General features: G+C 67.2%; 22 protein-coding genes. 8 read left to right on the forward strand and 14 right to left on the reverse strand.

Annotation, left to right across the window (positions count from 1 at the left end; all coding sequences use genetic code 11):
• Positions 1 to 52 precede the first annotated feature (52 nt).
• From ACSYS9_RS13225 to ACSYS9_RS13240, 4 genes are all read right to left on the reverse strand, one after another.
• Positions 53 to 1,015 (reverse strand): IS110 family transposase, encoded by a 963-nt coding sequence (locus ACSYS9_RS13225; RefSeq protein ID WP_132808894.1) that lies wholly within the window; start codon positions 1,013 to 1,015, stop codon positions 53 to 55.
• 311 nt (positions 1,016 to 1,326) lie between these two features.
• Positions 1,327 to 1,866 (reverse strand): DUF411 domain-containing protein, encoded by a 540-nt coding sequence (locus ACSYS9_RS13230; protein ID WP_081352281.1) that lies wholly within the window; start codon positions 1,864 to 1,866, stop codon positions 1,327 to 1,329.
• Between the two features lie 116 nt (positions 1,867 to 1,982).
• Positions 1,983 to 2,318 (reverse strand): hypothetical protein, encoded by a 336-nt coding sequence (locus ACSYS9_RS13235; RefSeq protein WP_081352282.1) that lies wholly within the window; start codon positions 2,316 to 2,318, stop codon positions 1,983 to 1,985.
• A gap of 25 nt (positions 2,319 to 2,343) precedes the next feature.
• On the reverse strand, positions 2,344 to 4,629 hold the full coding sequence (locus ACSYS9_RS13240; RefSeq protein ID WP_071228000.1) for an FdhF/YdeP family oxidoreductase: 2,286 nt from the start codon (positions 4,627 to 4,629) through the stop codon (positions 2,344 to 2,346).
• A gap of 243 nt (positions 4,630 to 4,872) precedes the next feature.
• Between ACSYS9_RS13240 and fdhD the strand changes: the two genes are divergently transcribed.
• Positions 4,873 to 5,712: a formate dehydrogenase accessory sulfurtransferase FdhD gene (gene fdhD / locus ACSYS9_RS13245; protein WP_071227999.1), complete on the forward strand. Its 840-nt coding sequence runs from the start codon at positions 4,873 to 4,875 to the stop codon at positions 5,710 to 5,712.
• A gap of 70 nt (positions 5,713 to 5,782) precedes the next feature.
• Here the strand turns inward: fdhD and ACSYS9_RS13250 are convergent, their stop codons facing one another.
• Positions 5,783 to 6,319 carry a carboxymuconolactone decarboxylase family protein gene (locus ACSYS9_RS13250; RefSeq protein WP_071227998.1) on the reverse strand — a complete coding sequence of 179 codons (537 nt, stop codon included), beginning with the start codon at positions 6,317 to 6,319 and terminating at the stop codon, positions 5,783 to 5,785.
• Between the two features lie 106 nt (positions 6,320 to 6,425).
• Here ACSYS9_RS13250 and ACSYS9_RS13255 point away from each other — a divergent pair, with 106 nt between their 5' ends.
• Positions 6,426 to 7,307: an AraC family transcriptional regulator gene (locus ACSYS9_RS13255; RefSeq protein WP_071227997.1), complete on the forward strand. Its 882-nt coding sequence runs from the start codon at positions 6,426 to 6,428 to the stop codon at positions 7,305 to 7,307.
• A 117-nt stretch (positions 7,308 to 7,424) separates the two neighbouring features.
• On the opposite strand, the gene ACSYS9_RS13260 is transcribed toward ACSYS9_RS13255, so the two are convergent.
• The 8 genes from ACSYS9_RS13260 to ACSYS9_RS13295 form a co-directional block, all read right to left on the reverse strand.
• A complete protein-coding gene (locus ACSYS9_RS13260; protein WP_071227996.1) occupies positions 7,425 to 7,982 on the reverse strand; it encodes a TetR/AcrR family transcriptional regulator in 558 nt (185 codons plus the stop codon).
• 4 nt (positions 7,983 to 7,986) lie between these two features.
• Positions 7,987 to 9,519 (reverse strand): MFS transporter, encoded by a 1,533-nt coding sequence (locus ACSYS9_RS13265; RefSeq protein WP_071227995.1) that lies wholly within the window; start codon positions 9,517 to 9,519, stop codon positions 7,987 to 7,989.
• A 151-nt stretch (positions 9,520 to 9,670) separates the two neighbouring features.
• The gene (locus ACSYS9_RS13270) at positions 9,671 to 10,399 is read right to left on the reverse strand and encodes a hypothetical protein (RefSeq protein ID WP_071228004.1); all 729 of its coding nucleotides are present in this window, start codon (positions 10,397 to 10,399) and stop codon (positions 9,671 to 9,673) included.
• A 17-nt stretch (positions 10,400 to 10,416) separates the two neighbouring features.
• The gene (locus ACSYS9_RS13275) at positions 10,417 to 11,031 is read right to left on the reverse strand and encodes a DUF3299 domain-containing protein (RefSeq protein ID WP_071227994.1); all 615 of its coding nucleotides are present in this window, start codon (positions 11,029 to 11,031) and stop codon (positions 10,417 to 10,419) included.
• Positions 11,021 to 11,572: a DUF3299 domain-containing protein gene (locus tag ACSYS9_RS13280; RefSeq protein ID WP_071227993.1), complete on the reverse strand. Its 552-nt coding sequence runs from the start codon at positions 11,570 to 11,572 to the stop codon at positions 11,021 to 11,023. The genes ACSYS9_RS13275 and ACSYS9_RS13280 overlap by 11 nt, the downstream gene beginning before the upstream one ends.
• 2 nt (positions 11,573 to 11,574) lie before the next feature.
• The gene (locus tag ACSYS9_RS13285; protein WP_071227992.1) at positions 11,575 to 12,828 is read right to left on the reverse strand and encodes an ABC transporter permease; all 1,254 of its coding nucleotides are present in this window, start codon (positions 12,826 to 12,828) and stop codon (positions 11,575 to 11,577) included.
• The gene (locus ACSYS9_RS13290) at positions 12,821 to 13,516 is read right to left on the reverse strand and encodes an ATP-binding cassette domain-containing protein (protein WP_071227991.1); all 696 of its coding nucleotides are present in this window, start codon (positions 13,514 to 13,516) and stop codon (positions 12,821 to 12,823) included. The genes ACSYS9_RS13285 and ACSYS9_RS13290 overlap by 8 nt, the downstream gene beginning before the upstream one ends.
• Positions 13,513 to 14,046 (reverse strand): ZrgA family zinc uptake protein, encoded by a 534-nt coding sequence (locus ACSYS9_RS13295; protein WP_071227990.1) that lies wholly within the window; start codon positions 14,044 to 14,046, stop codon positions 13,513 to 13,515. The genes ACSYS9_RS13290 and ACSYS9_RS13295 overlap by 4 nt, the downstream gene beginning before the upstream one ends.
• A gap of 32 nt (positions 14,047 to 14,078) precedes the next feature.
• Here ACSYS9_RS13295 and ACSYS9_RS13300 point away from each other — a divergent pair, with 32 nt between their 5' ends.
• A complete protein-coding gene (locus ACSYS9_RS13300; protein WP_071227989.1) occupies positions 14,079 to 14,555 on the forward strand; it encodes a MerC domain-containing protein in 477 nt (158 codons plus the stop codon).
• A gap of 86 nt (positions 14,556 to 14,641) precedes the next feature.
• Here ACSYS9_RS13300 and ACSYS9_RS13305 read toward each other — a convergent pair whose 3' ends face one another.
• Positions 14,642 to 16,774, reverse strand: a complete 2,133-nt coding sequence (locus tag ACSYS9_RS13305) for a TonB-dependent receptor (protein ID WP_071227988.1) — start codon at positions 16,772 to 16,774, stop codon at positions 14,642 to 14,644.
• A 186-nt stretch (positions 16,775 to 16,960) separates the two neighbouring features.
• On the opposite strand from ACSYS9_RS13305, the gene ACSYS9_RS13310 reads away from it, so the two are divergent.
• The 5 genes from ACSYS9_RS13310 (at position 16,961) to ACSYS9_RS13330 (ending at position 21,306) form a co-directional block, all read left to right on the forward strand.
• On the forward strand, positions 16,961 to 17,815 hold the full coding sequence (locus ACSYS9_RS13310; protein ID WP_071227987.1) for a helix-turn-helix domain-containing protein: 855 nt from the start codon (positions 16,961 to 16,963) through the stop codon (positions 17,813 to 17,815).
• A 110-nt stretch (positions 17,816 to 17,925) separates the two neighbouring features.
• Positions 17,926 to 18,303 (forward strand): copper homeostasis periplasmic binding protein CopC, encoded by a 378-nt coding sequence (gene copC / locus ACSYS9_RS13315; RefSeq protein ID WP_049399735.1) that lies wholly within the window; start codon positions 17,926 to 17,928, stop codon positions 18,301 to 18,303.
• 10 nt (positions 18,304 to 18,313) lie between these two features.
• Positions 18,314 to 19,198 carry a copper homeostasis membrane protein CopD gene (gene copD / locus ACSYS9_RS13320; RefSeq protein ID WP_071227986.1) on the forward strand — a complete coding sequence of 295 codons (885 nt, stop codon included), beginning with the start codon at positions 18,314 to 18,316 and terminating at the stop codon, positions 19,196 to 19,198.
• A 45-nt stretch (positions 19,199 to 19,243) separates the two neighbouring features.
• Positions 19,244 to 19,942, forward strand: a complete 699-nt coding sequence (locus tag ACSYS9_RS13325; RefSeq protein WP_071227985.1) for a heavy metal response regulator transcription factor — start codon at positions 19,244 to 19,246, stop codon at positions 19,940 to 19,942.
• Positions 19,939 to 21,306 (forward strand): heavy metal sensor histidine kinase, encoded by a 1,368-nt coding sequence (locus tag ACSYS9_RS13330; protein WP_071227984.1) that lies wholly within the window; start codon positions 19,939 to 19,941, stop codon positions 21,304 to 21,306. Before ACSYS9_RS13325 ends, ACSYS9_RS13330 begins: the two co-directional genes overlap by 4 nt.
• The last annotated feature ends 53 nt before the right edge of the window (positions 21,307 to 21,359 follow it).

Consider the following 21,359-nt stretch of genomic DNA (forward strand, 5'->3'; position numbering starts at 1 on the left):
AGAGTCGAGCTTGCTCGACTGAAGCAGAGCAGTCGAGATCCTATGTTCGTGGTCAAGCCTGCTGGAAGCAGGCTTGACCCACCTTCAGCATCGCCGGATCGAAGTCCCGGCCGCTTTTGAAGACACCCCAGGCGATCCTGGCCAGCTTTCTGGCCAGGATGTTGAAGACGGCGGTGCTGGGGTGACCGCGTTTTGACAGCTCGTCGTAGAGCGGTTGCCCCCGACGACACCGCTTGAGCCCCATGGCGGCCATGTAGAGCATCTGGCGCAGCACTGGCGCGCCCTGTTTGGACAGCCGACGCCGTCCCGTTCTGCCGCCAGACTCGTTAGGCCGGGGATCCAGGCCGGTGCAGGCGATCCACGCGTTGGCGTTGGCCAACGGCCAGCGCGTCATGTAGTAAATCAGGTGAGCGGCGACGGCGGGGCCGATACCAGGGATGGTCAACAGGCGCTTGTAGAGCGTGCCATGCTCTCCATCGCGACCCAAGCGCTGCAGTTCGCTTTCCAGCTCGGACAGCGTCCCAGCCAGAGCGCAGAACAGATCTGACAGCTCCCCGGGGGCACTTTTGCTTACCCCGAAGGATTGCTCCAGGCGCGCGCGTGTCTTTACCAGCGTCTGCCGCTTGCGCAGCAAATCGTGCATCTGCTGCTGCTCATCGGTACGCGGTACGTATTCACGCAGGCGATCGTTCTCCTTCTTCACGTACCGGGCGATCGCTTCGGCGTCCATGGCGTCCGTCTTGCCACGCGAGCCCGTCGCCCGGCCGTAGTGCTTGATCAGACGTGGATTGATCACATAGACAACGTGGCCTGCCTGGCCAGCCATCCGAGCCAACAACTCGTAGTACCGCCCCGTCGCCTCCATGCCAATCCGGCATCGCTGGGGCAAGGTGTTGAGCCACTGGGCTATGCCGGCCCGGGTGTTGGCGATCCTGTCGCCGGCCTTGCGGTCGGCCACTGCCGGTACGAACTCCTTGGAGTCCACGTCCACGCCAATATCGAGAGAATCAGACATTTGTACGGCTCCCAGCTATCTTTAAGGGGCTGGGGTGGTACCGCACCGACGTTAGCTTGCCTACATCGACGATCCCCTTTGGGGGCCGTACGATCCTTTATCGACGTTCGTGTGCGGGATGGGGATCGCTCGACTCGTCTGTCGGCTAGTATCCGCAGATGCATGCTTGACGGTCCCTCCACCCTGGCTCCTACATACCGCGTAGGAGCCGGGAGGAACATACAAGCATGGCTCGACTCTACAAAGAGCATGCCGAGGGTGGGCTCGGCTCTCCGAGGGGTGCCGGTCAGGACGACCGGCACCGCCGCCTGTCAGCCGCCCTGGCCGTGCTGCGCGAACGGCTCGGTGGTGCCATCGTTGCGCACCAGTTCAACGGTGTACGGCTGCACGTAGCCGTCCGGCATTTCCATGCCCGGCGAGCCGGCCGGCATGCCCGGCAACACCAGGCCGCGCGCGGCCGGCCGCTCCGCCAGCAGTCGCTTGATGTCCTCGGCCGGGATATGGCCTTCAACCACGTAGCCACCGATCTCGGCGGTGTGGCAGGACGCCTTGCCGACCGGCACACCCAGCCGGACCTTGATCGGGTTCATGTCATCGGTATCGCGAACATCCACCTGGAAGCCTTCGGCCTTCAGGTGGTCGACCCAGATGCCGCAGCAGCCGCAGCTGGCGGTCTTGTGCACGATGGCGATGGGCAGTGCCGGATCCACCTGCGACGGGCTGGCCTTGATCGGTGCCGGCGGGGCTTGGCTGGCAACCGGCGCAGCAGGCGATTCTTCGGCAGCACGCGCGCAGGCGGTGGTGGCCAGCACGGTGCCCAGCAGCAGGCCGAGGGAGAGAGAACGGTTCATGGTGTTGATTCCTTTGCAGATGCGGGCAACGCGGCCCGCTGCCTGCGCACCGAAGGCACAGGCAGAGTCGAGAATGAGTCGAGCAGCTACGGCAGGCGCTTGAGGCCTGCAGGGAATCACACGATGGGCGGCCGTAGCGGATCCGGCAACGGCGGCGGTGCGCGTTGCTGGGTGCTGGCTGGCAAAGGCGCCTCGCGCCAGGGTAACGCTGGCGTTCCGCTCAGGGCGGCCAGCATGCCGAGGCTGGCCGGCGGGCATTCACACTCATTGCTCTGGCAGACCGTTGATGCTGCCTCGTCGCAACATCCGGCCATGGCCGCCGGATGCGGTGCGGCGCAGTGGTCCGCGCTGGACTGCGCCGCGTACGAGGATGAGGCAACCGCAAGCGCCGGTGCATTCAGCACCAGGGCAACAAGCAACATCCATCGCAGCAGAAGGCCAGGCAGATTCACCCGCTGATGATAGCCGATGCGCGCGTCACGCAATCGCCGCCACCATTGCGCTCATCCGCACCGGGATCGACTTGGCCGCTGGGGTACCGCTGACCCGGTCGTAGTAGTCCAGCGGCAGCAGCGGGTTCAACTCGGGGTAGTAACCGGCCAGGGCGCCGCGCGGCATCGGGTAGTCCAGCACGGTCAGGCCCTCGATGCGCCGCTGCACTCCGTCGCCACTGATCGTCTCCAGGCAGACCAACGCCTCCTTCTCCAGCCCGCGCGCGAGCCGGTCCTCGATGTTCATGAACAGCACCATGCGATCGTTGTACACGCCGCGGTAGCGGTCGTTGTAGCTGTAGATGGTGGTGTTGTACTGGTCGTGCGAGCGCACCGTGGCCAACCGCAGCATCCCGGGATCGTCCACCGGCGCGTCCACGTCCAGGCCTGGCATCACCAGGATGTTGGCCTTGCCGTTGGGCGTGGGCCACACCCGGCGGCGCGGCGGAATGTCCAGGTGGAAGCCGTGCGGCTGCTGGATGCGCTCGTTGAAGCCGGTGTAGATCTCCGGGTACACCGCCGCGATCAGCTCCCGGATGGGAGCGTAGTCATGCATGCACCCCGCCCAGTCGACCTTGCTGTGCGGCAATGTTGCCATCGCCATGCGGCAGACGATCTCGACCTCCGGGAGCACGTCCGTGCTGACCGGCTCGAGCACGCCGCGCGAAGCGGTCACGTTCGACATCGCGTCCTCGATGGTGACGAACTGCTCGCCGGCAGGCGTAACGATGCGCTCCGAACGCGCGACTACCGGCAGGATCAAGGCATCGCGGCCGTGTACCAGATGACCGCGATTGAGCTTGGTGGCGATGCCCACCGTCAGCTCCAGGCCACGCATGGCCTCGTACGCGCGCGGTGTATCGGGCACGGCGTGGATGAAGTTGCCGCCCATACCGATGAACACCTTGGCGCTGCCGTCCAGCATCGCCTCGATCGATTCGACCACGTGATGACCGTGCTCGCGCGGCGGATCGAAGCCGAACACCTGCTGTACGCGGTCCAGATAGGCCGGCTTGGGTTTCTCGTCGATGCCGACGGTTCGGTCGCCCTGCACGTTGGAATGGCCACGGATCGGCCCGATACCGGCACCGGGCTTGCCGAAGTTGCCACGCAGCAACAGCAGGTTGGCCACCTGCTGCAGCAGGGTCGAACCATACTGATGCTGCGTCAGGCCCATGCCATAGCAGATCACCGTGGCCTTGGAGCGGATGTAGATCTCGGCGCAGCGACGGATCTGCGCCTGGGTGATGCCGGAGACCTCCACGATCTCGTCCCAGTCCTGCGCCAGCACGTCTTCGCGTAGCGCCTCCAGGCCCACCGTGTGTTCTGACAGGAACTCATGGTCGAGCACGCGCTCACCCTGCGCCTCGCGTTCGAACATCACCTTCATCATGCCCTTGATCAGGGCCAGATCGCCGCCGATGCGGATGTGCACGAACTCACTGGTGATCTCGGTCGAACCGAACGTGGCCATCTGCACCACATCCTGCGGCTCGGCGAAACGGATCAACGCACGCTCGGGCATCGGATTGACCGCTACGATCGGGATGCCGCGTTTGCGCGCCTCGACCAGGTTGCTCATCATCCGCGGCGAATTGGTGCCGGTGTTCTGGCCGATCACGAAGATCGCCTCGGCGTGCTCGAAATCCTGCAGCACGATGGTGCCCTTGCCCACGCCGATGGCCGGCGGCAGGCCGCGACTGGTCGGCTCGTGGCACATGTTCGAGCAGTCCGGGAAATTGTTGGTGCCGAACTCGCGCACGAAGATCGAATACAGGAACGCGGCTTCGTTGGGTGTACGGCCGGAGGTGTAGAACTCGGCCTGGTGCGGGCTGTCCAGCGCCTGCAGATGATGGCCGATCAAGGCAAACGCCTCATCCCAACTGCACGGCACGTAATGATCGGTGGACGCGTCGTAGCGCATCGGCTCGGTCAGCCGGCCCTGCATCTCCAGCCAGTAGTCGGTCTGCGCCATCAGCTCGGTGACCGTGTGCTGGGCGAACAGCTCGCGGCCAGCACGGAACTGGGTGGCTTCCCAGGCCAGCGCCTTGGCACCGTTCTCGCAGAATTCCAGTTTCTTGCGTTCGTCGGCATCGGGGAACGCGCAGCTGGGGCACTTGAAGCCACCGGGCTGGTTCATCGCCAGCAGCGCCTTCGAGCCCTTGCCGATCACACTCTGCTGCAACAGCACCTTGGCCGTGGCGCCGGCGGCACCCCAGCCACCGGCCGGCTGGTTGTAGGGCTTGTAACGCGGCGGCTTCTGCTCGGACATGTTCGGGAACCTGGCGGGAGGAGCACAACAATCAACGGCGGGGGATGGGCCGGATACGGCGTCTGCAGCGCGGCCAGCCCCGCAGTCAAGCACGGACAAGGCCGCTTCGCCAGAGGCAGACGCTGTTTTCAGCGCAGCCTGCCATGACAACGGTTACACCCGCGTCAGCGCCCGGCCACTGCGCTATTCTCGAAGCCGTAGGTGGTCCACCACCTGCGTATTTCCCTTGCCCGGACGCGCTGCATGCCTGACTCGACCCCGCCGCACATCCCGCCTGCCGGTACGGCGCAGCGCCCGTTGCAGCGCTGGCGCAGCGAGGGGCACCAGCAGCAGGTCGACGTGGTGGCCGAGGAAGTGCCGGTTGCACTGCGCTACAACGGCGCCGCCTTCGCAGTGATGATGGCCACGCCCTGCGACCTGGAAGACTTCGCGCTGGGTTTCTCGCTCAGCGAGGGGCTGATCACTGCGCCCTCGCAACTGCTGTCGATCGAGGTCCGCCCGCAGCTGGAGGGCATCGAACTGCAGATGACCGTTTCCGAAGACGCACCCGGTGCCGATCTGGATCCGGCCAATGGCCGCCTGCTGCCCAGTCGCGGTGGCTGCGGCCTGTGCGGCACGCGCCAGCTGGAGGATGTGCTGCGCCCGCTGCCGCAGATCCGTGAGCGCCGCACCTATCCGCATGCCGCATTGCAGCGCGCGCTGGCCACGCTGGCGCAGCATCAGCCGATGAATGCGGTGAGCGGATCGACGCACGCCGCGGCCTGGGCCGATGCCAGCGGGCGGATCGGCTGGGTGCGCGAGGATGTGGGCCGTCACAATGCGTTGGACAAGCTGATCGGCGCCCTCCATCACAACGAGCACGCCATCGACGGTGGGTTGCTGGTGATTTCCAGCCGCGCCAGCTATGAGATGGTCAGCAAGGCGATACGTGCGGGTGCCAGCGTGCTGGCAGCGGTGTCTGCGCCGACCGCGCTGGCGATCGACCTGGCCCGCAGTGCCGGACTGTGCCTGGTCGGATTCGCGCGGGAGAGCGGGTTCAATGTGTATACGCACCCCGAGCGGCTGCAGGCGGACGACAGGTAGCGCCGATCACCCCGTCTGCTCCCTTTCGACCGGCCCGGGCGGCCCATTGCCACCCGGGCCAGACCGTACCTCAGCGCAGCGCCACCTTCGGGAAGTCCACCGGCACGTCGAACGCCACGTTGACGTAGTTGGTGAACAGGTTGAGCGCCACATGGGCGAGGATCTCGACGATCTGCTCGTCATCGAAGCCGGCTGCGCGCAACGCCTGCACATCACTGTCGGCGATCTGCGCACGTTGCTCGACCACCTTCAGCGCGAAGTCGAGCGCCGCCGAAGTGGCCGGATCGCTGGACTGGCCGATCTGCGCGGCAGCCATCTGCTCGCTGCTGGCGCCGGCCTTGCGACCCAGCGCCGTGTGCGCGGCCAGGCAGTATTCGCAGGCATTGCGGTTGGCGATGGCGACGGCGATCTGCTCGCCCAGCAGCGGCGACAGGCGACCGCCGCCCAGTGCGCCGAACGAGCCCCACATGCTCTGCAGGGCGGCCGGCGAACTGGCCACCGCGCGGAACATGGCCGGGGTGGCACCGAAGGCGGCGTGGACCTGGCCCAGCAGGGCCTGGCGGTCGGCGGTGGTGTTGGCGGCATCGATCAGGGGGACACGGGACATGGTGGATCTCCTTGGGAAAGCGCCCGGGATTGGACGACCCGCTCATCCTAGGTAGACTCGACGGACTTATTGACCGTAATAATCCACAAATGTTGTCCATTCGTCCATGCGCATACCCACCGACACCTCCGCACCCGACCGCCTGTCCTCCCTTCTGGAACGCTTCCGCGTGCAGGCCGCGCTGTTCCACAGCGGCCCGCTGTGTGGACGGCAGGTGTTCGAGCCGCAACCCGGGCGCGCGTTCCTGCACATCCTGCGCCAGGGTGAGATGGAGGTCCGCCATCCCGATGGCGATACCGCGCTGCCTCGGTTGAAGATCGACACCCCGAGCCTGCTGCTGTACCCGCAGCCACTGCACCACGTGTTCTTCAATGCGCCGCTGGATGGCCCCGACTTCACCTGCGCCACGCTCGACTTCGATGGTGGCGCGCGCAACCCTATCGTGCAGTCGCTACCGCCGGTGATGGTGGTGCCGCTGGCCGCGATCAGCGAACTGGACGACACCCTGCATCTGCTGTTCACCGAGGCCGACCGCCAACGCTGCGGTTCGCGGCTGCTGACCAACCGGCTGTTCGAAGTGGCGCTGATCCAGATCCTGCGCTGGGTGGTGGATCATCCCGATGCGGCGGGCGTCAGCCATGGGCTGATGCGCGGGCTGTCCGACGCGCGGCTGGCACGCACGCTGGTGGCGATGCACCAGGCGCCGCAGGACGAATGGACGCTGCCGCGCATGGCGTCGACCGCCGGCATGTCGCGTAGCGCGTTCGCAGCCGTGTTCAAGGAGGTGATGCAGGCCACGCCGGCAAGCTATCTGCTCGACTGGCGGCTGAGCCTGGCCTGCGCGCAGCTGCGGGCAGGTGTGGCGGTCAAGCAGGTGGCGATCGAGGTGGGGTTTGCCGATACCGCGTCGTTGTCGAAGGCGTTCCGCAAGCGCTTGGGGGCGTCGCCCAGGACGTGGTTGGCCGCGAGCGCAGCGCAGGCTGGGTAAATGGATGAGGGGTAGAGTCGACCGCTGGTCGACTATCGCGCGAAGCGCGGGATTTTCGTGAGCAGCCGACCAGCGGTCGGCTCTACCAAGAGCGGCGTCCCCGCGTCGGTCGACGGCTCAGCTGGACGTCCCATCAGACTTCGCCAGCAGCCCGGCGATGCGCTCCGCCACCTGGCCGCGCACGCTTTCATCCAGCTGCCCTTCGTACATCGCTTCGTAGATCCACAGGCCATCGGCGGCCAGCCGCGCCACGAAGTTGTCGAGCGCGGCCGGGTCATTCTGTCCGGCCGACGGCGGCAACGGTGCCCAGCGCCGCACAGCCGGTCCCCACGGACGCTCATCGGCGTCCGGGTCGGCCGATTCAAGCATGAACATCAGTTCGGCACGGGTGGCGCTCTGCGCCGAGACGCGCACGAAGGTCTGGTAGCGCTCCAGCGCAGATGCTTCCTCCGCACGCTTGCCCAGCAGCGTTTCCATCGACGTCTCCCAGGCCTGCACCAGGTGCTCGTCGATGCCGCGCAGCAGCGCCTCGCGCGACGGGAAGTGGTACAGCAGGCCGCCGCGGGTCAGCTTGGCCTCGGCCGCCACCGACTCGAAGGTCACCGCGCGCACGCCGTCACGATTGATCACGTTGACGGCGGCGTCGAGGATGCGGTCGCGCTTGCTGGTTCTCATCGCGTCATTTTACGCGATCGGCCGCACCCTCGCGGCCACCGACGCGCCCCCGCAGCAGGCGCGCGATGATCGCCGCGCCCACTGCCAGCACCACCGTGATCACCAGCAGCACGATCTGGTAGCCGCGGTCATACGCGGCCGTGGCCAGTGCGAACCACTCGCCCTGCCCGCTTTCGCGTGCCGCGTGCAGCGCCTGGGTGAAGCCTTCGCGGGCAAGCTCGGGCATGTCGGCCGAGGCCGGCAGGAAGGCGCCGTACATTGCCGCACTCAGGCTGCCCAGCATCGCCACCGCCAGCAGGCCACCGAATTCGTAGGACACCTCTTCCACCGACGAGGCCATGCCCGCGCGGTGTGCCGGCACATTGTTGAGGATGGCAGTGGACGCCACCGAGATGGCCGAGCCCATGCCGAAACCGGTGATCGCCATGCCAGCCACCACCCAGCCAAGGCCGTGCGGGAAGCCGAACGCCACCACGCCGACACCCAGAGCACCTGCGGCCAGGCCGCCGCAGATCAGCGGGCGGAGGCCCACGCGGTGCAGAATGCTGCCACCCAGCAGTGCACTCGGCAGGCTGCCCAGCGCCGCCACCGATACCAGCAGGCCTGCCTGCAGCGGTGTGAAGCACGCCACCAGCTGGAAACGCTGGGTGGTAACCAGCTGCAGGCCAGCCATCGCAAACAGGGTGAATACCGCCGACAGCGTGCCGGCCAGGAACGCCGGATTGCGGAAGATCGCGAAGTCCAGCAACGGGTACGGCAACTGCTGCTGGCGACGTGCGAACGCCGCGCCGCTGATGACGGCCAGCAGCAGCGCACCGGCACCCAGCGCATACGACGGCGGTGTAGCGATCAGCGACTTGATCGCCAGCACCAGGCCGGACAGCGCCGCCAATGCCAGCAACGAAGACACCAGGTCCCACGGCCGCGAGGTATCTCGCTGGCCTTCCGGTGCCAGCAGCAGGGTTGCGACGAAGGCCACCACCACCACCGGCACGTTGATCAGGAACACCGAGCCCCACCAGAAGTGCTGCAGCAGCCAGCCGCCGATGATCGGACCCAGTCCCGCACCGACGATGGCCACCGAACCCCAGATGGCGATGGCAATGTTGCGCTCGCGCTCTTCGTGGAAGCTCAGGCCGATCAGCGCCAGCGTGGCCGGCATCATTGCCGCTGCACCGACCGCCAGGAACGCACGGGCGGCGATCAGCTGTGCGGCGCTGTCGGCGAAGGCCGCCGCCAGCGAGGCGGTGCCGAACACCACCAGGCCGATCAGGAACATGCGGCGATGACCGATGCGGTCACCGAGCGTGCCAGCGCCCAGCAGCAGGCCGGCCATCACCAGCGGATAGGCGTTGATGATCCACAGTGCCTGGCCGGCACTGGCCGAGAGTTCCTCGGTCAGGGTGGGCAGTGCGGTGTAGAGCACGGAGTTGTCGAGCGTAACCAGCAGCAGGCCGGCGGCGACGGTGAACAACAGCGCCCAGCGACGGGCACGCGACAGGGCCGGAGCACCGGCCAGGGGCTGGGACAAAGCCATGGGAGAACCTGGTGGGATGGAGTACAGCCATAACTATACCGGATGTCCTGTATAGTTATGATCTTCGGAATCCACCAGTTCAGGGTCTGTAGGGGCAAGTCTGCTTGGCTGAACCGCCAGCCAGGCATGGCCTGGCTCTACTGGTAAACGCTTATCGGCAGTCTTCCGGCAGCGCGGCAATCGCCGACACCACCGCACCCTGCATGCCCTGCCCCACGGCCATGTCCAGTTCCCCGCCCGTTCCCCCATGCTGGCGCCGCAGTTCGTCCTCGCACAGCCCACGCACCCGCGCACGCGCATTGGCGCGCAGGCTGCTGCATCGCCAATCGGTGCCACCCAGCGGCAACACCGAATACACCACGCTGTTGCAGGCGTTACCGGCCCGCTGCTGCAGCGACAGGCCGCCGAAATCCCGCGGCTCGCTGCTGCGCTGCGGGTCGAAATAGCTGTCCGGGAAGGTGCGCGCGTACTGCTCGATGTCCACGGCCATGCTGCGCCCACCGGCCAACGGCATCTGCAGCGGCTGGCCACACGGCGTCGCATCGGCCCGGTGCTGGATGTACTGGTAGATCGGCCGGTCCAGCGATGGATCCTGCTGGGTCACCGCACTGACCGCCGCCAGCACCGGCAGCGATGCACGATTGGCCATGCGCGCCAGCAGCCCCGTCTGTGCCGGCTGGCAGCGGTCGCGCAACGTTGCCGCAAGCAGGAACAGCACGTCGTTGCGAAAAGCGTGGTCTTCGCCGAGGCGTTGTTCGATGCGCTGGCTGGCATCGGTCGCGGGTGCCGGGAAGGCGATCGCCGGTGGCTCGGTCACGTCGACGCGCAGGTGCCACCACACCAGCAACACCACGCTGGTGACCAACACGCCCGCAACGATGATCCAACGCGTGCGCTTCAATTGTGGATCGCCGTCAGTGTCGCCGCCGCCGCGTCGTAGGACGCGCTGGCGATATCCGCATCGAAGCGCTTGACCTGCAGGCGGCCGGCAAGCCGGTACGGGTCCCACAGATCTCCCAGTGCGATCGGCGTGGCCAGGGTCACATGGATGATCTGGTTCGGTGGCGGTGGCGGCACATGGATGCAGGCCCCGTAGAACGGCACGAACAACAGTTCCTCAACCAGTCCCGCGTCGTTGGTGCCCAGCGGCACCACGTAGCCATCCAGATCCACCGCGCGACCGTCGACAGCGTCGACCACGCGCGAAGAGCCGAACTGCTTGGCGCGATCCGGGCTGGAATGGTCGATCTCCTGCCCCGGTGGCGTGCCCGAGCCGGTGTCATCGATCAGCCCGCCCACCCCGTCCATGCCATTGCGTGACAGGCCGATCTGCGGCGGCGGACGCTGGTAGGTCACTTCGTCGGGCCGCAGTGCATCCCAGCGGTCGATGGGCGCCTCGGTCGTGGCCGGCTGTGCCGGTGCTGCGGCGCCGGTGGTGGCTCCCCCGCCCGCCTGCGTACACCCCAACAGGCCCAGGCAGCAGGTCAGTCCGATCAGGACGCTACGGTTCATACGGCCTCAGCTGCGCATCGCGCATGGTGTAGGCGGAGCCGGCCAGATCATCGTCCAGCCGTTCGGCGCGCAGGGTACCGGCCAGGAAGAACGGCGAATACATGTCCGGCATCTCGATCGGGCGCGGCAGCACCACGTGCACGATCTGGTTCGGCGGTGGCGGCGGCACATGGATGCAGGCGCCGTAGTACGGCACGAACAGGAATTCGGTCAGCCGCCCGTCCTGCGCGTTGGCCAGCGGCACCACGTAACCCGGCAAGCGCACCGGCCGCTGCAGTACGGTGTCCACGGTGCGGAACGTACCGAACTGCGGCATGCGCCGGTTGCCGTTGTGCTCGACTTCCGGGCCGTCGCCGCGTTCCAGCGCGGCCAGCTCGTCCCTGGGCATCATCTGCAGCCAGTCCAGCTCCTGTTCTTCGGCAGCTGCCGGGGCATCGCGATCGATCACCGGCGACGGTGTCAGCGCCTGCACGCCGGTATCGACCGTGCGTTCGCAGGCGCTCAGCACGAGCAAGATTGGCAACAGCGGCAACCAGCGCATGCTCAGCCCCCGGGTGACAGGCCATCGGCCAGCGTGCGCCGATAGGCCAGCAGCGCCGGTACCAGGCCGGCCACCGCGCTGATCGCCAGCACACCTGCGACCCACGCCAGTTCGCGGCCATCCGGCCAGATGTGGGTGATCGACAGGCCAAAGTTGGCCAGCGCCCAGCCACGCCCGGCCAGGCTGGCCACCACCAGTGCGGCCAGTGCGAGCACGCAGGCAAGCGCGCTGGTCGCCACCGCCTCCACCACCAGCAGGCTGGCGATATAGCCAGGGCGTGCACCGATGGCACGCAGCACCGCCATCTCGCGCCGGCGCTCCTGCAGGGTCGAGACCAGCAGCGCCACCAGCGAGACCATGCCCAGCAGCACCACCATCGCACTGATCAGCTGCAGTGCCCGCTCGGCGGTGCCCAGTGACTGCCACAGCTGCTGCAACGTCACGCCGGGCAGGATCGCCAGCATCGCCTCGTCCGGGTACTCGTTGATCCTGCGCTGTACCGAGAACGTGGCGATGCGCGAATTCAGGCCGAGCATGAAGGCGGTGATGCTGGTCGGGGTCAGGTCCAGATGGCGCGCCTGCTCGGCGCTGACACTCTGGCTGCGCAGCTGCACGCCGGAGCGCCAGTCGACATGGATCGCCTCGATGGCCGGCAGCGAGACCAGCACCGAGGAATCGACCGGCGTGCCGGTGCGCTGCAGGATGCCGGCCACACGGAACGGCTTGTCGGCATGCGTGGCCAGCGTGACCGCGCCGGTGCCATGGGCCAGCACGATCTCGTCGCCGAGGCCGACCTTCTGCGCGCGTGCCACCTCTGCGCCGATCACGGCGTCGTACAGATCGTCGAACGGCCTTCCCTGTGCAAACGCCAGCGCATGTCCCGCGCCGTAACGATAGTGCTCGAAGTAGCCGCCACTGGTGCCGACCACGCGGTAGCCGCGCCACGAATCGCCCAGCGACAGTGGCACCGCCCACTTCACCTGCGGCAGCGAGGACAGCTCCTGGTAGGACTGCCAGGACACGTTGTTGGTCGGGTCGCCGATGTGGAACACCGAATACAGCAGCAGGTTCACCGGCCCGGAGCGGGCACCGACGATCAGGTCGGTGCCTGAGACGGTGCTGGCGAAACCTTCATGCGCCTGCGTGCGCACGCGCTCAACACCGAGCAGCAGCACCACGCTGAGGGTGATCACCAGCACGGTGAGGCTGACGCTCAATGCGCGGCTGCGCAGGCTGGCCCAGGCAAGTTCAAGCATGAGTGCCACCTGCGTGATTGATCTGCGACAACGCGATGGTGCGGTCGAACAAGGGCTGCAGGCTTTCATCGTGGCTGACCACCAGAACCGTGGTACCGGCGGCCCGGCACTGTGCGGACATCAGCTGCAGGAAGGCGGTCGCAGCTTGGCGATCCAGCGCCGAAGTCGGCTCGTCGGCCAGCAGTACTGCGGGGCGGCCGATCAGGGCGCGTGCGGCGGCCACGCGTTGCTGCTGGCCGACACTCAGGGTACCGGCCGCACGCTTGGACAGCGCCGGGTCCAGCTGCAGCGCTTCCAGCAGGCGCAGGATCTCGTCGTCCAGCGGCCCGCTGATGCGCTCACTGCGCACCGGAGAAAAGCGCAGGCCAAGCGAGATGTTGTCGCGCACGCTGAGGAACGGCAGCAGGTTGAACTGCTGGAAGATCACGCCCAGGTGATCGGCACGGAAGCGATCGCGCGCGGCACCCCGCATCATCTGCAGCGCGTGACCCGCCACTTCGACGCGCCCCCTGCCGGGTAGCAGGACGCCGGCCAGCAGGCCGAGCAAGGTGCTCTTGCCGCCCCCGCTCACTCCACGCAACAGCACGCTGCTGCCCTGCTCTATCAGCAGCTGCGGGATATCCAGCACCAGGCGTGTTGCGTAGCCGAACTGCACATCCTCCAGGGCGATCACCGCTGGCGTGCTCACGGCGCCAGCACCACGCGCAGGTTGTCGGCACTCAGCACGCTGCGGTCCTGACCGTTGGCCGTCGCACTGTTGACGATGACTTCGTGCAACCCGGGGAACAGCACCGGCAGGCGCACGACCAGGGCGCGCAGTGCACTCGGATTCGTGCAGCGATACTGCAGGTTGGCAGTGAAACCGGCGTGGCGATGCTGCCCGGCCGCTGGCACAGCGGCGGTCGCAGCGAAGCCTTCGGCACTGGCGTCACTGCTGGCCAGGCGGCAGTTGGCGGCGGTGGGCAGGGTCACCCAGCTGCCGCCCTTCAGCAATGCCGTGGCGCGCGACAGTGCCGCCTGCTCGGTCGCGTTGGCGGGCGGCCGCTCGAAATCAAGAATGCCGATACCCGGCGCCTGCAGGGCGAACTCCAGCGTTCCCTGGTCGAGTGCGAGATCAACGGTGGCCTGGCCGTGCACGTGTGGCGCGTGCTGGCGTACATCGTGTGCCTGGGCCGCGTTGGCAGCCAGCAGCAGGAAAAGAGCAGCAGGAAGCTTCATGGGGGAGACTCCAATTGTTACTATGTAACATAATGGACCACATCCCCCCGACCCCTGCAAGGGCTCTGGCCCAGCCGCCAACTTCGGCACGCTGGCATCCCCGTTTCGATCTAGCCGGCGCCTGGCTGTCGCTGGCCTGCGCCGCCCATTGCATCGCCCTGCCACTGCTGCTGGCCTTCGTGCCGGCGGCAATGATGGCGCTGCGCTCGTTCCAGCACCCCGGCCACGGCGTGATGACGCTGCTGTTGATGATGTCGCGCTGGGAATGGTTGTTCGCCATGATGGCCTCGACGCTGGCGCTGGCCAGTACCACGGCCGGGCTGCACCGGCATGGGCGCTGGCTGCCGGTGCGGCTGGCCGTGGTTGGCACGGTCCTGCTGGTGTCGGCGTCGCTGTACCTGCCGTTGAAGGAATCGCTGCTCTGGCATGGTGTGGCCACTGCCTGCGGTGGCGTGCTGCTGGCATGCGCGCACATCGGCAACCGGCGGGCATTGCACGGCCACAGGTAGCGTTCCGAAGATGCCGGCCAGCGGCCGGCACTACCGTTTCCTTGGACCGGTAGCGCCGGCCGCTGGCCGGCGCGCGGCCCGCCTCCTCAGAAGCGGTAGCCCACTTCCGCGCCGAAGATGCGCGGGCTGTCGACCGGGCCGTAATAGTTGCCGTCGCGCCCGAAGGCCAGGTTGTCGAAGATCAGGCCATTGATGCGGCGCTTGTTGGTCAGGTTCTGCACGAACACCCGCGCGCTCCACGGCCCGGTCTCATAGCCCAGCTGCGCACCGAGCACGGCCACTGCGGGCTGGAACGCGCGGTTGCGTTCATCCAGTGCACTGGAGCCGGTGAACTGCGATTCCAGCCGTGCATGGATGCCTGAGTCGAACTGATAGCGCGCCGCCAGATAGCCAGTGTAATGAGGGGTCAGCTTGACCCGCTTGCCATCCAGGTTCTGGTCCACGCTGACCCACAACCTGGTGTACTTCGCATCGACGTAGCCCACATTCGCCATCAGGGTGAAGCCCGGCAGCACTTCAAACACGCCCTCCAGCTCGGCACCGCGGGAACGGATCGAGGCATCCGAACCGACGTAGTCCGACGAGATCGGGCGGCCGTTGCCATCGGTGGCCACCTGGATTTCCTGCCAGTTGTCCGAGGTGATGTGGAACAGCGCGCCGCCGATGTGGCCACGGCCGCCGGCCAGGTTCATCTTGAAGCCCAGCTCATGGCTCCACATGCGCTCGGATTCGTAGCGCAGTACCTTGTCGTTGACCACATCGCTCTGCGCCGCGGCAAGATTGAAGCCACCCGGAATGTAGCCCTTGGCCGAGGCCGCGTAGAAGGACAGGTCGTCAGTGGCGTCGTAGCGCAGTGACACCCGCGGCAGCGTGGCCGAGAAGGTATGCGCCAGCGCGGCATCGCGGTACAGCACGCGGCCACCGGCGCCCAGGTCCAGCGCACCGGCACGCTGTTCGGTGGAGCGCCGTGCCTGCTCATGGCGCAGGCCGGCGCTGGCCGTCAGCTTCGGCACCGCCGGGAAGGTGTAGCTGGCGGTGGCGAAGACGCTGTAGTCCTCGCCCTTGGAGGTCTGCCGCGGCGCCAGGTTGTAGCTGTCCAGCCCATGCAGCGCCGGTCCGACGAAAGTGCCCAGGATCGAATCCTTGCTGTTGCGGTAGGTCGACACACCGGCCATCCAGGTCAACGCCTGGTCGCTGGGCGAGCTGAAGCGCGCCTCGGCCGTCCATTCCTTCTTCCTGTCGTAGATGCGACCGGCCAATGCCGGGCTGTTGGTCATGTCGAAGTCGTAGCCGGCCGAGGTCACCTCCTCGTCCCGCCAGGAAGCGGCCACGTCCAGCGTGCCGGCCTGCAGCTGCCATTGCGCACTGAGGCCCGCCACCGTTTCGTCCTTTTCGGTGCGCTTGGGCGCGTCGTTGATGTAGGTGAAGTCTCCGGCACGGCGGCCGCCATTGAGCGATGTGCCGTAGGTGCGGTTATAGAGGCCGGTATCCAGCGGCAGGTATTCATACTCGAACATGCCCGGCGCGCGGGTGCGCAGGTGGTAGGCCAGCGCGTTCACCGAAACGTAATCGCTCGGCTGCCAGCGCAGCTTGCCCTGCAGGTAGCCTTCGCCGACCTTGCCGCGCGCACCGGAAGGCGTGAGGTTCTTCAGGTAGGCGTCCTCATCGGAGCCCATGAACGCCACCGAGCCGGACAGGCTGCCCGTCTTGTTCAGCGGCCCTGCCAGGAAGCCATCGAGAGCGGTGCCATTGCCGTTGCCGAACCAGGTGCTGCGCACATTGATCTCGCCCTCGCGTGCATCAGCCGGGCCGCGTGTGCGCACCAGTACCAGGCCGGATTCGCTGTTGGCGCCGTACAGCGTGCCCTGCGGGCCGCGCAGCACCTCCACCGACTCGACCTGGTTGAGCACGGCATTGCTCAGCTCGCGGAACGGAATGCCATCGATATAGACCGAGGCACGATTGACCAGGAATGGATTGGACTCGATGCCGCGGATCGAGATGAACATGTTGCTGAGCTGGCCCATCGCATTGAACCTGACGTTCGGCGCGAGCTTGTCGAGGTCACGGAACTCGGTGACGCCCGCTTCTTTCAGCGCCTGCCTGTCGAGAACCGTCACCGACAGATCGCTCTTCAGGTATGGGGTATCGCGCTTGGAACCGGTGACGCGGACACCGTCGAGCGTGGCAGGGTCGGCCTGCTGGGCGAGCACGGGCATTGCAGGAATGAGCAGGGATGCCGCGACGAGCGCGGCGGCGGGCGTGGACGACTTCAACGGGGAACCTCGGCGAATGGAGTGGCGGACGCGCGAGCGGCGGCAGCGCGGGCAAGAGTGTTATCCTGTAACATTCACGCGACGCCGCCACTCCATTTCCGGCAGTGCCGCTCCATTCCCGGATCCGTGATGCCCGCCCTCGCCGACCAGCTGCTGCAGGAAACCGGCCCGCAGGCCCCTGCGGCCTACGCCAGCGATGACGGTGGGATGGTGCTGCTGCGCCATCGCTTCGATGCCAGCGAAGGTGAGATGGGACATCCGCAGCAACTGCGCCTGGGCATGGCCGTGGGCGGCGGCGGTCGGCTGCAGCAGCGCACCCTCAGCGGTCTTCTGCAGGCGCCGTGGCGGCCCGGACAGTTCAACCTGGTACTGCCGGGAGAGTCTGGCACCTATGCCAGCCCTGCAGTCGATCTGCTCGGCATCGCCATCGATACCCGCATGTTGCCGCACGACGCGCCGGCGCTGCAGCACCTGCAACCCCTGGCGGCGCGGCTGCACCGCGATCCGGTGGTGACTTCGGTGCTGCAGGCGCTGTGGTCCAGCGCACAGGCCGACGCCTGCCTGCCCGGCTTCCTCGAACATGGCGCGCAGGTGCTGCTGCACCGCCTGGGTCAGCTTGCCGGTCAGCCGCGCCAGGCGCGTGGCACGGTGTCCCCACTGTCTGCCCGACGGTTGCGGCAACTGGAGGCCTACATCGACGCGCAACACGGCCAGGCGCTGACCGTTCCACAGCTGGCCGCTGCAGTGCAGATGGAGGCCGCGACGTTCGGCCGCGCGCTGCGTGCGGCCACTGGCCTGCCGCCCTATGCGTTCCTGACCGAGCACCGCATGCAGCGGGCGCGCGCCGAACTCGCGCAGGGCCGGCGTGTCACCGAGGTTGCGCTGGCCAGCGGATATGCCAATCCCAGCAAGTTCAGCGCGGCGTTCCGGCGTGTGGTCGGTTGTTCGCCCTCAGCATGGATCGCGCAGTCACGGGCCCGGTAGTGCCGGCCGCTGGCCGGCCGCCAACATTACAAACTGGTAATGTCCAGGTCAGGGCCTCGAAAGGCGGTGGACGTCACCCTGCAGGCCACTTCCTCATCGGTGATCCGCATATGACCCGCTCCCTGTTCCGCGTCGCCCCGCTCGCCCTGCTGCTGTCCGGCCTTTCGGCCGCGCCGCTGGCGCTGGCCCATCCCAGCCTGGTGCGTTCGACGCCAGCGGCCGATGCCACCGTGGCCCCGGCCAGCCAGATCGAGCTGCAGTTCAGTGAGAAGGTGATGCCGCGTGCCACCCGCATCGAACTGAGCATGGACCACGGCCGCATGAAGATGGCGATGCCAACCACGGCGCAGGAGATCTCCGAGGACGGCCACACCCTGCGCGCGCGCTTTGCCAAGCCGCTGCCCGCCGGCAGTTACGCGCTGCAGTGGCGCGCGGTCGGCCAGGACAGCCATCCGATCACCGGCACCTACCGCTTCACCGTGAAGTAAGGCCATCGCTGTGGCCGAGCTTTCGCCATACGCGCTGCGGCTGGCGCTGTATCTGGCCCTGATGCTGCTGTTCGGGCGGATGCTGTTCGTCCGCCCCGGACTGCCGCGCAGCGTCTCGCTGGGCCTCACTTTGGTGGCACTGGTGCTGGTCGGCATCGATGCGGTCACCCGTTTGTCCGGCGTGCTTGGCATACCACCGGTCGACATCGATGGCGAGACAGCGCGCTGGTTTCTTACCGGTACGCCGGTGGGTGAAGCGGGTCTGCTGCGCATCCTGGCCCTGCTGGCAATGCTGCCGCTGCTGGCCATCAACCGCCCCGTACAGGGCCTGCGCCGCCTCGCACTGCTGGCACTCTCGACGGTGACCCTGGCCAGCCTCGCCTGGAACGGCCACGCCGCTGCTGGCGATGGGGTCGCTGGCCGGCTGCGTCTTGCTGCCGGCATCGTGCACCTGCTGGCGGCCGGTGCCTGGATCGGTGCGATCTCCGCCATCGTACAGTTGGCACTACGTCGGCAAGGGCCGAGCCGGCGCGAGCGCACCCACGAACTATGGCAGGCCGCGCACGGCTTCGCCCTGCCCGGCACGATCATCGTCGCCCTGCTGGCGATGACCGGCACCTATACCTATGTCGATCTCGGCGGTTCCATACAGACCCTGACCGGCGCCGCGCATGGACGCTGGCTGCTGCTCAAGCTGGCACTGGTGGGTGGCATGCTGGGCCTGGCCGCGCTGCATCGCTGGCGGCTGGTGCCGGCGCTGGCGGTCTCCATCCGGGGTGGCTGGCAGCCCAGGCCGCTGCGTTCACTGCGCCACAGCCTGGCCTGCGAATCGGTACTGGCCGTGCTGGTGCTGGCCTGTGTCGCGATTCTCGGCACGCTGGATCCGCTGGCATGAGACTGCGCAGCCAGCCCACGTCCAAGCTGCGATGATGGGCGCACCATGAAACTGCTGATCGTCGAAGACGAACCCAAGACCGGCAACTACCTGCGCCAGGGCCTGATCGAGGCCGGCTACGTGGTCGATCTCGCCTGCAACGGCGTCGACGGGCTGCACCTGGCCGGTAGCGGCGAGTACCAGCTGGTCATTCTCGATGTGATGCTGCCCGGTCTGGATGGCTGGAATGTGCTGTCGCGGCTGCGCGAGGCCGGCTGGCAGGTGCCGGTACTGTTCCTGACCGCGCGCAGCAGCATCGCCGACCGTGTGCAGGGTCTGGAGCTTGGGGCCGATGATTACCTGGGCAAGCCGTTCGCCTTTGCCGAACTGCTGGCGCGCGTGCGTACCCTGCTGCGCCGGGGCCAGGCGGTGCCGCAGGCCGAACGCATCGTCATCGCCGATCTGGTGGTGGATACCCAGCGCCGCCGGGTGGAGCGTGGCGGCCAGCGCATCTCCCTCAGCCAGAAGGAGTACACCCTGCTGGAGCTGCTGGCACGCCGCCGTGGCGAAGTGCTGCCGCGCTCGCTGATCGCCTCGCAGGTGTGGGACATGAACTTCGACAGCGACACCAATGTCATCGATGTGGCGATCCGCCGCTTGCGCGCCAAGATCGACGATGATTTCGCCGACAAGCTGATCATTACCGTGCGCGGCATGGGCTATGTACTGGAGGCGCCGGACGACAGCGCCGCGCGCAACGGATGAGCCTGCGCCGCTCCATCGCGGTGCGGCTGACGCTGCTGTTCGCCACCGTGGCCACGCTGGTGCTGGCGGCACTGGGCGTGGCGATCTACGTCAGTGCCCGTCACGATCTGGTCGCACAGGATTTCACCGAGTTGGAGAACAAGGTTGCGTTGATCCGCGATCTTGCTGGCAATGGGCCCGCCGCCGCACGCGGCCCGCGGTTGGCAGAGGCGCTCAGCCATCATCCCGATATCGCCTTCCACATTGTCGATGGCCACGGAGCCGTGCTGTTCTCGACCGCACCTGCACTGCTGCGCGAGCACGCACGCAGCCAGCCCATCGGCGCCGCGCCACGGCGGCACGACTGGATTCTCGACGATGGTCGCTGCATGCATGCCCTGCACCTGCGCCTGACCCTGGCCGATGGCAGCCAGCTGGTGACCCTGCTGGCCATCGACGACGACCGCCATGCCGACTTCCTGGAGCGCTTCCGCCACCTGCTGGCGATCGCGATCATCGGTGCCGCGGTGGCCAGCAGCCTGCTCGGTGGCTACGTCGTGCGGCGAACACTGCGACCGCTGCGCACGCTGGCCGATGAAGCCCGGCAGATCACCGCCGGCCGGTTGCAGCGCCGCCTGAGCGCGCGCAGTGCACCGGCCGAACTGGAACAGCTGGCGCAGACGCTCAACGGCATGCTGGCACGGTTGCAGCAGGACTTCGCGCGGCTGACCGGGTTCTCCGGTGACCTGGCCCATGAACTGCGCACGCCGATCACCAATATGCTGACCCAGGTGCAGGTGGTGCTGGCGCACCCGCGCAGCAACGAGGCCTATCGCGAGACGCTGGTGTCCTGTGCCGAGGAGCTGCAGCAGCTGGCGCAGACCGTGGGGGACCTGCTGTACCTGGCGCAGGCCGAGGCGCCCGGCGCGCTGCCTTCGCGCGAGCCGGTGGCGCTGGACGTAGTGGTGGATTCGCTGTTGGAGTTCTATGACCTGCTGGCCGAAGACCGGCAGTTGACCCTGCATCGCGAAGGCACCGCGCGTGTCGAAGGCAACCGGCTGATGCTGCACCGGGCGATCGCCAACCTGCTGTCGAACGCGTTGAAGCACGCGGCGCTGGGCAGCGACGTGCGGGTGCGGCTGGTCGAGGACGGCAACCTGTGCAGGATCAGCGTGCACAACATCGGCGCGCCGATTGCCGAAGAAGCACTGCCGCGCCTGTTCGATCGCTTCTATCGCGGCGAGCGTGGCCGCCACGAGGGCGCCGGACTGGGCCTGGCGATCACCCGCGCGATCGCACAGGCGCATGGCGGAACGGTAAGCGTGACCTCCGATGAAGCCGGCACCGTGTTCGAGCTGGTGCTGCCGACCGTCGCCGCCCGGTAGTGCCGGCCGCTGGCCGGCAACCCCGGCACATCAAGCGTGTTGCAGTTGCCGGC

It is taken from the genome of Stenotrophomonas sp. STK17_22, assembly GCF_051983905.1.
GTDB lineage: Bacteria > Pseudomonadota > Gammaproteobacteria > Xanthomonadales > Xanthomonadaceae > Stenotrophomonas > Stenotrophomonas maltophilia_A.